The organism is Mesobacillus jeotgali (genome assembly GCF_900166585.1).
Lineage (GTDB): Bacteria > Bacillota > Bacilli > Bacillales > Cytobacillaceae > Mesobacillus > Mesobacillus jeotgali_A.
Window position 1 is genome coordinate 1,656,727 of the sequence record NZ_FVZC01000009.1, and the last position, 13,107, is coordinate 1,669,833.

At 42.2% G+C, this 13,107-nt stretch carries 13 protein-coding genes and 2 other annotated features; of the genes, 1 reads left to right on the top strand and 12 read right to left on the bottom strand.

The window, feature by feature from the left end:
- From trpD to B5X77_RS18395, 4 genes are all read right to left on the bottom strand, one after another.
- Positions 1-1,026, bottom strand: a complete 1,026-nt coding sequence (trpD, locus tag B5X77_RS18380; protein WP_079509382.1) for an anthranilate phosphoribosyltransferase — start codon at positions 1,024-1,026, stop codon at positions 1-3.
- Positions 1,010-1,612, bottom strand: coding sequence for an anthranilate synthase component II (locus B5X77_RS18385; RefSeq protein ID WP_079509383.1), 603 nt, complete (start codon positions 1,610-1,612; stop codon positions 1,010-1,012). Before B5X77_RS18385 ends, trpD begins: the two co-directional genes overlap by 17 nt.
- Positions 1,593-2,990, bottom strand: a complete 1,398-nt coding sequence (gene trpE / locus B5X77_RS18390; RefSeq protein WP_079509384.1) for an anthranilate synthase component I — start codon at positions 2,988-2,990, stop codon at positions 1,593-1,595. The genes B5X77_RS18385 and trpE overlap by 20 nt, the downstream gene beginning before the upstream one ends.
- Positions 2,991-3,049: 59 nt before the next feature.
- Positions 3,050-3,298 (bottom strand) — a binding site (T-box leader).
- Between the two features lie 57 nt (positions 3,299-3,355).
- Positions 3,356-3,601, bottom strand: a binding site (T-box leader).
- Between the two features lie 62 nt (positions 3,602-3,663).
- Entirely contained in the window at positions 3,664-4,305 is a 642-nt protein-coding gene (locus tag B5X77_RS18395) for an MOSC domain-containing protein (protein ID WP_079509385.1), read from the bottom strand.
- Positions 4,306-4,494: 189 nt separating this feature from the next.
- Here B5X77_RS18395 and B5X77_RS18400 point away from each other — a divergent pair, with 189 nt between their 5' ends.
- Complete coding sequence (locus B5X77_RS18400; protein ID WP_079509386.1) at positions 4,495-5,766, top strand: MFS transporter; 1,272 nt, start codon at positions 4,495-4,497, stop codon at positions 5,764-5,766.
- 32 nt (positions 5,767-5,798) lie between these two features.
- Here the strand turns inward: B5X77_RS18400 and B5X77_RS18405 are convergent, their stop codons facing one another.
- From B5X77_RS18405 to B5X77_RS18435, 8 genes are all read right to left on the bottom strand, one after another.
- The gene (locus tag B5X77_RS18405; protein ID WP_079509387.1) at positions 5,799-6,569 is read right to left on the bottom strand and encodes an alpha/beta fold hydrolase; all 771 of its coding nucleotides are present in this window, start codon (positions 6,567-6,569) and stop codon (positions 5,799-5,801) included.
- Between the two features lie 245 nt (positions 6,570-6,814).
- Positions 6,815-6,934: a putative holin-like toxin gene (locus B5X77_RS24040; RefSeq protein ID WP_373887822.1), complete on the bottom strand. Its 120-nt coding sequence runs from the start codon at positions 6,932-6,934 to the stop codon at positions 6,815-6,817.
- 131 nt (positions 6,935-7,065) lie between these two features.
- Positions 7,066-7,866, bottom strand: a complete 801-nt coding sequence (locus B5X77_RS18410) for a DUF2935 domain-containing protein (protein WP_079509388.1) — start codon at positions 7,864-7,866, stop codon at positions 7,066-7,068.
- A gap of 240 nt (positions 7,867-8,106) precedes the next feature.
- Positions 8,107-8,589 (bottom strand): IS200/IS605 family transposase, encoded by a 483-nt coding sequence (gene tnpA / locus B5X77_RS18415; protein ID WP_079508195.1) that lies wholly within the window; start codon positions 8,587-8,589, stop codon positions 8,107-8,109.
- A 170-nt stretch (positions 8,590-8,759) separates the two neighbouring features.
- Positions 8,760-10,619, bottom strand: a complete 1,860-nt coding sequence (locus tag B5X77_RS18420) for a PTS fructose transporter subunit IIABC (protein ID WP_079509389.1) — start codon at positions 10,617-10,619, stop codon at positions 8,760-8,762.
- 11 nt (positions 10,620-10,630) lie between these two features.
- Positions 10,631-11,545: a 1-phosphofructokinase gene (gene pfkB, locus B5X77_RS18425; protein ID WP_079509390.1), complete on the bottom strand. Its 915-nt coding sequence runs from the start codon at positions 11,543-11,545 to the stop codon at positions 10,631-10,633.
- Positions 11,542-12,294 carry a DeoR/GlpR family DNA-binding transcription regulator gene (locus B5X77_RS18430; protein WP_079509391.1) on the bottom strand — a complete coding sequence of 251 codons (753 nt, stop codon included), beginning with the start codon at positions 12,292-12,294 and terminating at the stop codon, positions 11,542-11,544. Before B5X77_RS18430 ends, pfkB begins: the two co-directional genes overlap by 4 nt.
- A 172-nt stretch (positions 12,295-12,466) precedes the next feature.
- The gene (locus tag B5X77_RS18435; RefSeq protein ID WP_079509392.1) at positions 12,467-13,096 is read right to left on the bottom strand and encodes a LysE family transporter; all 630 of its coding nucleotides are present in this window, start codon (positions 13,094-13,096) and stop codon (positions 12,467-12,469) included.
- Positions 13,097-13,107: the final 11 nt, after the last annotated feature.

Below are 13,107 nucleotides of genomic sequence, written 5' to 3' on the forward strand. Positions count from 1 at the left end.
TTAGCCTACCGCCTTTTGGTTTCGATTGCTGATTTTAATCAGGTTCTCCAGTTTATCCTGTGCCTTGCCTGAATCGATGCTTTCTGCTGCCAGAGATACTCCCTCCCGAATGGATTCAGCTTTGCCTGCCGTGTAAATACCAATACCGGCATTAAGCAGCACTGTATCCCGGTGAGCACCTTTTTTCCCTTTAAGTACCTGAAGCAATATTGCTGCGTTATCTTGGGCATCCCCACCTCGGATGCTGCTGTTTTCGTATATTGGCAAGTTCACTTCTTCCGGATTAAGTTTGATGGTCTTGATTTCTCCATGAGAAACAATGACCATTTCGTTTTGTCCTGCAAGGGATGCTTCGTCCATTCCCCCTGCACCATTAATGACAATTGCCCGCTTCCTGTTCAGGTTTGCCAGCACATGGGCAAATTTTTCAAGCATATCCCTTCGGTAAATGCCAAGCAGCTGATAGTCCAGCTGTACTGGATTTGTCAGGGGACCAATTAAATTAAAGATTGTTGGAATTTTCAGGTCCCTTCTTACCTTCATAATTTGTTTGAGCTTTGGATGTACATGAGGTGCAAAAAGAAACGCAATCCCGTTCTGTTCAAGGATTTCTTCTGTGGCTTCTGGAGAGAAATCAAGGCTCACTCCAAGTGCCTCCAAAACATCTGCACTTCCAGTCTTACTCGATACACTCCTGTTTCCGTGCTTAGCTACTGTAATTCCGGCTCCGGCTATAACAAATGCCGAAGTTGTGCTGATGTTAAAACTTTTTGATCCATCTCCACCAGTGCCGCAATTATCAAGAACATTCGGTATATTTTTTGTAAAATTAAGTGCATGCTTTCTGATTGCTTTTACCAGGCCAGATACTTCCTCTGCTGTTTCTCCTTTTGACTTGAGTCCTGTCAAAAATGATGCGATTTCAGCGTCAGTTGTGTCCATGGTGAAAATTTCCTGGACAGCTTCTTCCATTTCAGTTTCTAGCAATGATTTTCCTTCAACCAATTTTTCAAGATAAAATTTCATATGTCTTTGTCTCCTTTCTGATTTCAGCGAGAAAATTCGTTAAAATTTGCTTTCCACTTTTCGTGCCAATAGATTCAGGATGAAACTGAAGACCGTACAAAGGGTAATGTTTATGCTTGATCCCCATTATTTCCCGGTCATCAGCAGCTAGTGCCAGCACCTCAAAATCTTTGTTCAGTGTCACTGGGTCGATCACCAGCGAATGATATCTCATTACTTCAGGCTCAGCCTCAAGATTCTTCATAAGAGATGTACCTGTGTGGTGAAGTTTTGACTCTTTGCCATGCCTTATTTTTTTTGCCTTGATAATCGAACTGCCAAATGCATAGGCGATTGCCTGATGTCCGAGACATATTCCCAGGATCGGGATAGTTGGTGCAAATTTTCTTACCGTTTCAACACAAACACCAGCATTTTCTGGCCTTCCTGGACCCGGTGATAGGACGATTGCTTCCGGGTCCATTCTCAAGATGTCCAGAATCGTTATTTTATCGTTCCGGACAGTTTTCACTTCTGCCCCAAGCTCTCTCAGGTATTGATAAAGGTTATAGGTAAACGAATCATAATTATCGATCAGTAGAATCATTGGCAGCCTCCATCAGTGCTTTCAATTTATGGTTTGTTTCATCAAACTCTTTTGCTGGATCAGAATCATATACAATTCCAGCTCCTGCTTGAAGATAACCTTTGCCATCTTTCACTACAAGGGTTCTGATGGCAAGCGCAAAATCCATGCTTCCGCAAGCGGAGAAGTAGCCTACAGCTCCTGAATATACTCCTCGTTTTTCGGCTTCGAGTTCATTGATAATTTGCATCGCCCGAATTTTCGGTGCCCCTGATACTGTTCCTGCAGGAATGCAGGCCGACAGTCCATCAATAGGGTGAGCATCTGGCAGCAGTCTCCCGCTCACTTCAGATACAAGATGCATAACAAACTGATATCTTTCAACAGCCAAAAATTTATCAACATTAATACTGCCGATTTCACAAATCTTTCCTAAATCATTCCTGGACAGATCGACGAGCATTTTATGTTCGGCTAATTCTTTTTCATCCTGGACTAATTCCATTTCCAGCTTGATGTCTTCTTCAGTTGTACTTCCTCTGGGCCGGGTACCTGCGATTGGGTTGGTAATCATCGTGCCCTCCCGGTATTTCACAAGGCTTTCCGGTGACGTACCGGCAACAACATAGTCTTCAAAGTCAATGAAGTACATATAGGGGGAGGGATTATCTACTCTCAACTTGCGATAGAAAGAAAAAGGATCTCCTTTGGCATCTGCTGAAAGCCTTCTTGATAGCACTACCTGAAAAATTTCTCCCTCTTCAATGAGGTTCTTTGCTTTTTTAACCGACTCTTCAAACTCCATCCTGTTTTGTGAAGATTTGTAATCTGTTAATGAAAATCTGCTTGTAACCTGTTTTTTGTCAGTCGAATCGAGTTCACTTCGACGTTGTTTTATTTTTTTCAATAGCTCCTCATTGCTGTATCCTGGAATTGGAATTCCTATGAGGCTGATCTTTTGTTTTAGATGATCAAAAACGATGACTTCATTGAAGAACATTAAATGTGCTTCTGGCATATCCATGGGATCTTCTTTAAGCGTCCCAATTTCTTCAAAGTCGCGAATGAAATCATAGCTTACAAAACCGACTCCGCCCCCTATAAATGGAACTTCAGACTCTGCATTAACCTTAGGAAGCAATTCTTTCAGTGCTTGTGAAAAAGACTCATGAATCCTCTCTTTTGCCCCTTCCGTTACCAGGTAGGTCTTGCCCTCATCATTTAACAGTTCAAATACTGGATTACAGCCAATAAATGAAAAACGGCCAGAGTCATTATGTTTGTGGGAACTTTCCAAAAGGAACTTTTTCTTTCCGGAAATCCTTTGATATACAGAGATTGGGGTTAAGGTATCTCCTTCAATTTCCTCAATATACAAGTTTGATGCTTTCACTTCCATGAGAATCCTCCTTTGAAATAAAAAAAGTCCCCTATACACGCACATAGAAATTGTGCTGTATAGAGGACGATGTACGATTTGACCGCGGTGCCACCTCTTTTTGGAACTGCAAGAGCTCCCTCTCTTCAGGTACAGGAAAATGCATTCGATATACCCTATCCTTTTAACGGTGGAAACCGGGCTGCCATACTATCATTCAGGCTGCCTCTCACAAGGCCATTCAACAGGTATTTCCGTACCGGCTCACACCATCCCGGCTCTCTGTAACGGAAATTCTCCTGCCTACTCTTCTTGCTCATCGAGTTTACATAATAAAATTATTGTTCTTTCGCAGACAAATAAAAAAGGGCCCTCTCCTTATATAAAATAAGGACGAGAGACCCGTGGTGCCACCTTAATTAGCTGTAAAACAGCTCACTTAGAAGCATCAAGCCTGAATTGCTTAATGCCTGCCTTTTGTAACGATAAGGCCTTTTCGCCAAAGCCTACTGCCTAAGGGGTTCGGTTTGGAAGCTCGGAAGTCCATTCGCTGAACAGCTACACTGATTCTCACCAAACATCAGCTCTCTGAAGTACCCGTTTCAGTTACTACTCTTCGTCAACACTCTGCGTTATATTGTTTTTAATATTAAGCGGTTTATAATTAATTGTCAATGAGAAATGTGAAAAAATTTTAACTTTTCTGCATTAAAAGTTTTTTAAGCTCTTTTTTCCAGGCACCTGCCAAGGCTTCAATTCCTATAAGTGTTTCAATTGCATCAAAGTCATCTTTACGGTGAAAGAAGGTCTGATTCGCCTGCAAAATTGAAAAGTGTTCTTGTTTCCGTTCCAGTAAGGTAATATTGGAATCTTCATAAACCATTCCTTCCTCGAGAACCCGGAAGAAATAGCCGGTAAAGCCTGTCTGGACAACCCTTTTTAATAATGGATCAATATCATTGTTCTTAGAGATCTTGGAGCATGGGATTCTCCCCTGTGACACCTGTATAGTCGCTTCTCCCAGCCGGAAAATATCTCCTATGTATACATCAGTTTCTTTCATCCCAGTGACAGATATATTTTCCCCAAATGTTGGGGGTTCAATATTTTTATTGAATTCTGCTGACCATTGTTGATAGTGCTCTATTGGGTAAAAACAAACCGCTCTGTCTGGACCCCCATGATACTCAGTTGCAGCTACGCCATCACCATCAAAGGAATCCTTTTTCAGAAAGGCATGTTTGACACCTTTTTTGCCGATAGCTGATTGCTCCTTTTTTCCCTTCCATGTCTTATACTCAGGCTTTCCTACATTCAAATACAGGATTTGGGCCATGGTTAACCACCCTTCAGGACTTTTCCACCTATTTTATCCTTTTACAGTAAAAAATGCCAGACTGTTTTATTGCTTTTAATTCGTAATCACCTTTAGACAAGAGTAAACCTTTACCATAAAAAGACACCTTTATTTTCAGTCTATAAAGACCACACTAAAAATAGTTTGAAAAAAAGGCAGGTTTCGAAGATGAATTATATTGAGAACTTGTTCCCCAAATCCGGGAGTCTTCCGGGAAAGAAAGAAAAGGATACGAAAAAGGATGATGTCAATAATCAGAAATGGGCAATTGTTTCGATCGCATCCATTCCGCTCGTTATGACTCTTGGCAATTCAATGCTAATTCCCGTTTTGCCTGTCATGGAAAAGAAAATGGGCATTACTGCCTTCCAATCAAGCTTAATCATAACAGTTTATTCAATAGTTGCGATATTTCTCATCCCGCTTGCCGGATATTTGTCGGATCATATCGGTCGAAAAAAAGTCATTATACCCAGCCTGATCATAACAGGAATTGGCGGTATCATATCGGGATGGGCCTCATGGCAAATGAACGATGGATACTGGATCGTCTTAATCGGAAGAGCCCTCCAGGGTGTCGGGGCAGCAGGAGCATTCCCTATTGTACTGCCATTGGTAGGAGACATGTTCAAAAACGATGATGAAGTTAGCGGGGCGCTCGGAGAAATTGAAACAGCAAACACTCTCGGGAAGGTTCTTAGCCCGGTTTTAGGCTCGTTCCTGGCGGGATTTATCTGGTTTATTCCGTTTTTTTCGATACCGGTGTTCTGCGCAATATCAATCATAATGATGATTTTTCTTGTGAAAAGTCCGAAAAAGAAGGAAAAACCTTTACCTTTCAAGGATTTTATCAAGAAAATAAAATTGATTTTCACTGAGAATGGGCGTTGGCTGTATGCCATCTTTTTTATTGGAACAATAGTGATGTTTGTACTCTTTGGAGTTTTGTTTTACCTCTCAGACATACTTGAGAACAAGTACGGAATTAAGGATATGAAGAAAGGGCTTTTGCTGGCTCTGCCATTAGGAGCGCTATGCCTTTCATCATTTATAACAGGCAAAATAATCAAAAAGAATATGGTGCTGATGAAGTGGATTACATTCACCAGTTTACTGCTGCTAGGAGTCGCAGTAGCTCTGCTTAGTTTTTCTAAAGAGCTGTGGTTCCTTATCATGATGTTCCTGGTTGCAGGTATTGGAATTGGGGCCAGCCTTCCTCCGCTCGATGCGCTAATCACAGAGAGTATCGAGAAAGAAGAACGAGGCACCATTACATCGATTTATAGTTCCATGAGATTTATTGGTGTAGCAGCCGGACCTCCAGTGATTGCCCTTTTGATGAAAAATTCGAACAAACTCATCTTCATCATTCTCACAGCGCTCAGCATTGCAGCAGCACTTGCAACCTTTATGGCCATTAAACCGGATAAAAAAGGATAATAAAAAACGCATTGATCATGACAATGCGTTTTTTATGACATAGGAAGATGTTTTTGTAAAAAGCCGATTATTTCCTCGTTAAACTCCTGCCACTTTTTAACAGGAACCTGGTGGGAAACATTTTTTATAATCGCGGTTTCAAACCTTTCAAGTTCTCTCTCATAGGTTCGTAAATGCTGGTTGATAAAATCTCTTGACCCATAAATAAGCAACAAAGGAACCGACAGTCCTTTTAATCTTCCGACACAAGAATAATTCAAAGACTCGTGGTAAAAATGAAACCAAGTATTCAGGTCCGTTTTTAACATATGTTCAATGAGTTCCGTCCTATATTCTATCTCGAATGTATGTGCAGTAGCTATCACTTTAGCCAGTGTTGGCGGGGATTTTTTGACAAAATACATCCCGAGCAAATGTTCATACTTCAACGCTGGCGAAATTACTTCGGCAAAGCCTCCTGATAAGATCAGGGCTTGAGTCCGTTCCGGATAAGCCAGTGCGAATTCCTGGGCAATACTGCCCCCTGAAGAGTAACCCAACAAGGTTGCTTTTTCAATTCCGATAGAATCTGCTAGCTTCAAAACTTCTTCTGCATATTTTTGAATTGTGACTTTTTCCAGTACGGCTGTAGATTCTCCGTGACCACTCAGGTCAGGGAGTATCAATTTGAATTGGCGGGCTAATGGTTTCTGAAAACAAAAAACTTTCCTGCCCATGCCTGGTGGATGCAGAAAGATAATTGGGGCTCCATGCCCTGCTTCTTCGTAATAGAGATCGCCATATTCCAATTTGCATACTGGCATTACCCAATCCACTCCTTTTGCACAGTTTAAGACAACTTTAATAGTATAGCCAAGAGACTAAACAACTCATTCATTAAATACCTTATAACCGTGACATTGCCAGTCTTGTATGATATCCTTGTATTGTAAAAATGAATAAAAAGGCTGCCGGTGTTTGCCCACCAACAGCCAATGCAATAGCCGTTCCCATTGAGGATCGGACATAAAACCGCTGGACCTCTCACTCAAATTCGGTTAAGGGAGGTCTATTTTTTTTGACTGAAAGTCAGCACTGCGAGGATGAGGCTGGCAAAAGAAAACATAGCCATAAAGGTCTCGAATACTGTCAAAAGCATCACCCCCTTCCTCCGGGGATACCCGACCATCTAGAAGATCTGGCTATTGCTTCTCAAGTATAACATACCCTCGTCCAAAACGAGAACGCATGTTCTGATTTTTACCAAAATTAGGGCTAAGATACTAGATGATATTGGATATTATCTAGTATCCAGCCGTATTAATCCACCTTCAGCCTGGGTTTCCCAGGATCACAGTCAGGCTTCTGCAATGCCGCTGCTTCCGCAACCTTTGATAAATAGTAACACTCTTCCCTGAACATATGGTCAGCCATAAGCGGGGCAAAGGTGCCTAATGCCTGTTCAGTCAACTTAAGCTCCTTCAACTCATCAAGGAACCCCATGAACAACTTTATTTCCAATGAAACTTCTTGATTCATCCTTTCCAATGCAGGGAAAGTTGCTAAATTGGCACGCAGGTAACCAGTCATCTCGACAGCTTTCAAGTAGAAATCTTCAAAATGCTTCACGTATTGACCGCTTTTAGCCTTCAATCGTTTTTCGACCTGGTCCAGATTGCTTTTAATAATACCAGCATGGCCCGCTGCATCAAGCAGCCAGAGGGTATGGTGGTGCAGTTCATGAAATACTGGCGGGACCTCTCCCCTTTTCAGGTATTCAAGTACCCGGAGATATTCTTCCACTTCGTTAACCATGTGATTGACAAAGGTCGGGCCCAAATGGTTCTTTACTTTTCCCAACAGCATTTTTTCCATGAGCGCTAATTTAAACTGCCTCAGTTTCTTCGCTTCTTCTTCGGCCCTCATGCTAAGATGAATCAAGTCAACTGTATCTACTCTTTGCAGCAGTTTGTCAAAAGTATTTATGAAATATTTCGCCGTATCGATTTCCTCCTGCTCGACAGGTGCGAGCCCCTCATGCAGGAATCTACCATGATCCCCCAGGACCTGAAGCCAAAACCGGTGTTCATATGCAGCAGCTCTATTAAAATCCTTCGACATTCCACTTCCCTCCTCACTAATTAGGTTCATAAAAGCATATCTGCGATTCAGAGAAAATATTCATACGAAAAGAATGGGATTTACTCTTAAAAATCAGGCGAAAATAAAAACCACCCGTGAGAACGGGTGGTTTTCTCTGCGGCTGAAAGCCTTTGTTACTGACCAGACCCTAAAGGGCTACTGAAAGGTTCGCCAATTGTACTACTTCTACTGGCCAGACCTCAAAGGCCTTCTCCCCTTTTAACTTCTTTTCTTTTTCTTCACTTCTTCTCCTGTGAATGGATCAATGTACTCCATCATCGTTAACTGCTCTGCGACTATATCATCCTGTATTTGATTTCGAATGTATTCTTCTATTACCTTTTTATTTCTACCTACTGTATCGACATAATATCCTGTACACCAGAATTTACGGTTTCCATATCTGTATTTCAGGTTTGCGTGACGATCAAATATCATTAAACTGCTTTTCCCTTTTAAGTAACCGACAAAAGAGGACACACTTATTTTGGGCGGTATACTCACTAACATATGTACGTGGTCCTTACAGGCGGTTGCTTCAATTATTTCTACACCTTTTCTTTCACATAATGTACGCAGTATTTCCCCAATATCTTTTTTGATTTTCCCATAAATGATTTGTCTCCTATACTTTGGGGCGAATACGATGTGATACTTACAATTCCAGGTAGTGTGTGCTAAACTGTTATTGTCTTTAGACATGGGACTTCCTCCGTGCTGATATTTTTGGTTGGCGAACCAAAAAATATTTTAGCACCGTGGGGAAGTTTTTTTAATACCACGCTGAAAGCTTTTTGGAACCCCAGGCATAGCCCGGGGTTTTCATTTCCACAAAAAATAGGCCCGCAGATTCAGATCTGCAGGCCTTCCTATTATTTCGCTACCGGCTTTTTCAATAATCCAAGCAGGATTGCTGTTACAGCTGAACCAATCAAAATGGAAGCAAGATATAACAGCCATCCTCCATCAACAAGCGGTACCACGAACAGTCCGCCGTGTGGAGCTCTAAGTCCGATGTTAAACATCATTGATAGTCCACCTGCTACTGCTGCTCCAGCCATTGCGGATGGAATCACACGCAGCGGATCGGCGGCAGCAAATGGAATGGCTCCTTCAGTGATAAAGGAAAGTCCCATGATATAATTCGCTTTTCCGGCATCCTGATCTTCTTTAGAAAATTTATTCTTGAAGAATGTAGTTGCCAGTGCAATTCCCAGCGGAGGAACCATCCCAGCGGCCATTATGGCTGCCATTGGTTCAAATACACCATTAGCCAGCAAGCCCGTGCCGAAAACATAGGCTGCTTTGTTCACTGGACCGCCCATGTCAAATGCCATCATTAGACCAAGGACAATTCCGAGTAATACAGCATTTCCTGTTCCTAATCCGGACAACCAGTCTGTAATTGCCTGATTTAAGGCACCAACCGGTTTATTTACAAGGAATAACATGATAAATCCTGTTAAAGCAATACCAAACAAAGGATATAAAAGAATCGTTTTAATCCCTTCTAGAGAAGCTGGCAGCCCGGCAAATAATTTTTTCAATCCCAAAACCAGATAACCAGCAAGGAAACCAGCGACCAAACCGCCAAGGAATCCACCGCCTCCTGTAGCTGCGAGGACGCCGCCGACCATACCAGGAGCGAATCCAGGTCTGTCAGCAATGCTCAGGGCAATGAAACCTGCAAGAATCGGTACCAGCAATCCAAATGCGCCGGCTCCTCCGCCGATGTCCATCAGTGCCTTTGCAACTGGGTGATATGAAGGATCCTCTGGATTGAAGGCATTATATCCGAACATGAATGATATGGCGATCAGGATACCGCCTCCGACAACAAATGGAAGCATATTTGAAACACCATTCATCAAGTGCTTATAAATTCCTCCGCGGCTTTCTTTCTTTTCTGCAGGAACATTTCCAGAAGCCTTGTAAAGCGGTGCATCCTTTTTTACTGCCTTTTCAATCAGATCTTTTGGCTTACGGATTCCGTCAGCAACCGGTACATCAATCAATGGCTTCCCAGCGAACCTTACCATATCAACCTTTGTATCGGCAGCGATAATGACACCCTCTGCTCTTTCAATGTCTTCCGGTGTCAAGACATTTTTTGCTCCTCCTGACCCATTTGTTTCTACCTTAATGTCCACACCCATTTCAGCTGCTTTTGCTTTCAGCGAATCAGCTGCCATGTAGGTGTGCGCAATTCCTGTAGGGCATGCAGTAACAGCCACGATGAATTTCTTGTTTTCACCCGATGGCTTCTCTTCTTTTTCTTCCTGGTCATAACTGTTTATAATCTCAATGACCTCATCAGACGTATTTGCAGTCTTTAGTTTTTCACGAGCTTCCGCCTTCATAAAAATGGTTGATAGCCGCGCCAGCGCTTCCAGATGCGTATTATTTGCGCCTTCTGGTGCTGCAATCATGAAAAATAAATGTGCCTTCTGTCCATCAAGGGATTCATAGTCAATACCTGACAGAGAGCGCCCAAAAACGATTGCCGCTTCTTTTACGACTTTAGTTTTTGCGTGAGGTATAGCGATTCCATCCCCAACACCTGTCGTGCTTTGTTTTTCGCGATTTAAAATCGCTTCCCTGAATGCAATTCGATCTGAAATTTTTCCAGCAGTCTCCAGAACACCCACAAGCTCATCAACAGCACCAAGCTTGGATGTAGAATCCATTGATAAAAGTATCGTTTCCCTAGTAAGCAATTCTGTGATTCTCATCATTCTCCCCCTCACTGGTATTCGTGAATATTCACTTCCGGAAGAAGTGTATCTATTTTTTCAGGTGTACATAAACCGATTGAAAATGCTGTTGCGCTGCCTGATGCGACACTGTAACGGAATGCCTCTTTTCGATCACCCGTTTTTAAATAATGTGCCAGAAACCCTGCAACCATAGAATCGCCCGCTCCCACAGAGCTTTTTACTTCTCCTTGCGGAACTGTGGCATTAAAAGCACCGGAATCATTAATATAAACAGCGCCTTTTTCAGCGAGAGATACAATGACGTTTTTTGCTCCTGCCTCCACAAGTTTTTTGCCATAAACAACAGCGTCCTTTACATCTGATATCTCCTTATTGAAAAACTGCCCTAATTCGTGATGGTTTGGTTTTATCAGGAAAGGCTTATATTCCAGGACTGTTTTAAGCAAGTCCCCTTCTGCATCGATGACAACTTCTGCCTCTGTTTCCTTACAGACTTTGACGATATCCTCATAAATGGATTGAGGCATACTCGATGGAATGCTGCCAGCCAGTACCAGATAGTCCCCTTTTCCTAACTGTTGAATCTGTTCCTTCAATAATCCAATAGCAAGAGAGGATATTTCCGGCCCCCTGGCATTAATTTCTGTTTCTCTTTCAGCCTTTAGTTTTATATTGATTCGAGTATCCTGCTGGACTTTAACAAAGCTTGTATAAATGCCTTCCTTGTTGAGGAACTCATCAACATACCTTCCAGTAAAGCCGCCCAAAAACCCGGTTGCTTTGCTTTCCACGCCTAATGAACGAAGTACTCTCGATACATTGATGCCTTTTCCACCGGGCAACTTCGTTTCATTGGATGTTCTGTTCAAAGTTCCAAGGACAATCTCATCTGACTCGACAATATAGTCCACAGATGGATTCAGTGTGAGTGTATAGATCATGGTGTCACAACCTTTATTGAAGTTTTGCTGGTATATAGCCCTTTCGTCTCTTCTTCAAGAATGTTTGTAATAATTGTTGCTTCGTGCAAGTCTGCAATTTTAGCAAATGTTATCTCCGAGAATTTACTGTCATCTGCCAGTACAAATGCTTCACGAGATAAGGAGATTGCTTTCGATTTGATCATTGCTTCTTCCTGGTCTGGCGTAGTGAAGCCAGAATGCGGGTGAATGCCATTGACTCCTAGAAAGCATTTATCAAAACGGTATTGTTCTAGACTAGCCAATGCCCCCCTGCCGATCACGGCATTTGTTTTTGGCTTTGCGTATCCTCCGATGACATAGGTTTCTATATTTTTTTCCATCAGAGCAGGCAAATGCATTAATCCATTTGTAACGACTACGATATCCTTCGCGGGAAGGAATGGTATCATTTCCTTAATTGTTGACCCGGCATCAAGATAGATGCTGTCGCCTTCTTCAACTAAACTTGCTGAATATTGGGCGATTTGTTTTTTTTCATGAAGGTTTTTGGCTGATTTTTCAATCATGCTCGGTTCCTGAAGTTTCCCCTTCAGCCTTGCCGCACCTCCATGTACCCTTTTCAGGAATTTCCCCTCTTCCAGCACAGTCAGGTCGCGGCGGATAGTAGATTCGGAAGCATCCGTTATATCAACAAGCTCTTGTATTTTTACGATTGGTTTTTCTTTGATCATTTGTAAGATGAGCTGGTGGCGCTCGGGAGTTAACATGAGCCATTCCTCCTCAATGCTTCATAGGTATATAATAATGTAATCGATTACAAATATCAATCATTTTCTTTCAAAAACAATCAATAAATAGCACGTTTTGAACATTTATGAATGTTAATGATTGTTTTCAAAAAAATAAACCTCTTTTTGGGAGGTTTATTGATTAGCTATATTAAATTAATGCTTTGATGCCCTGATAGGCAAAATACAGGCCGAAGCCTAATAAGGACAGACCTGACAATATTGATATGGTCCTAAGGCTGCTATAATTCAAAAACCGCCTGAATCCTGTGGTGATCGCGGCTACAAATATATCCCACAAAGCCAGTCCCAGAAAAATCATGCTGCTGTATATCAACAAATCTGCCCGCCCATAATTACTGGCAGTTTTCGCTAATACCGAGCCATAAATTCCGAGCCAGAACAGGATTGATAATGGGCTGCTGATTGACATGATGAATCCTGTGAGGAAGCATTTAAATAACGACTCCTTTCCGCGGCTAAAGGCAAGCTCGATATCACTGGCTTTTACAATGCACTCGATGCCAGAATAGATGAGAACGAAGCCCCCGAAAAGCCAAAGGAATATTTGTATGACTGGCATGTCCAAAAAGTTAACAAGTCCAAGATAGATAAGCAGCATAAAAATGGCATCGGCTATCATTGATCCCGTACCGACAATCCAGGCATGCCAGAAACCATTCTTTATACCCTTGTCCAGTCTGGCAGAATTGACAGGTCCAATAGGTGCAGCAAGGGTTAGACCCAAAAAAACGTAGCTTGCAAGCAAACTGGTACTCAATTTGTCGTCCT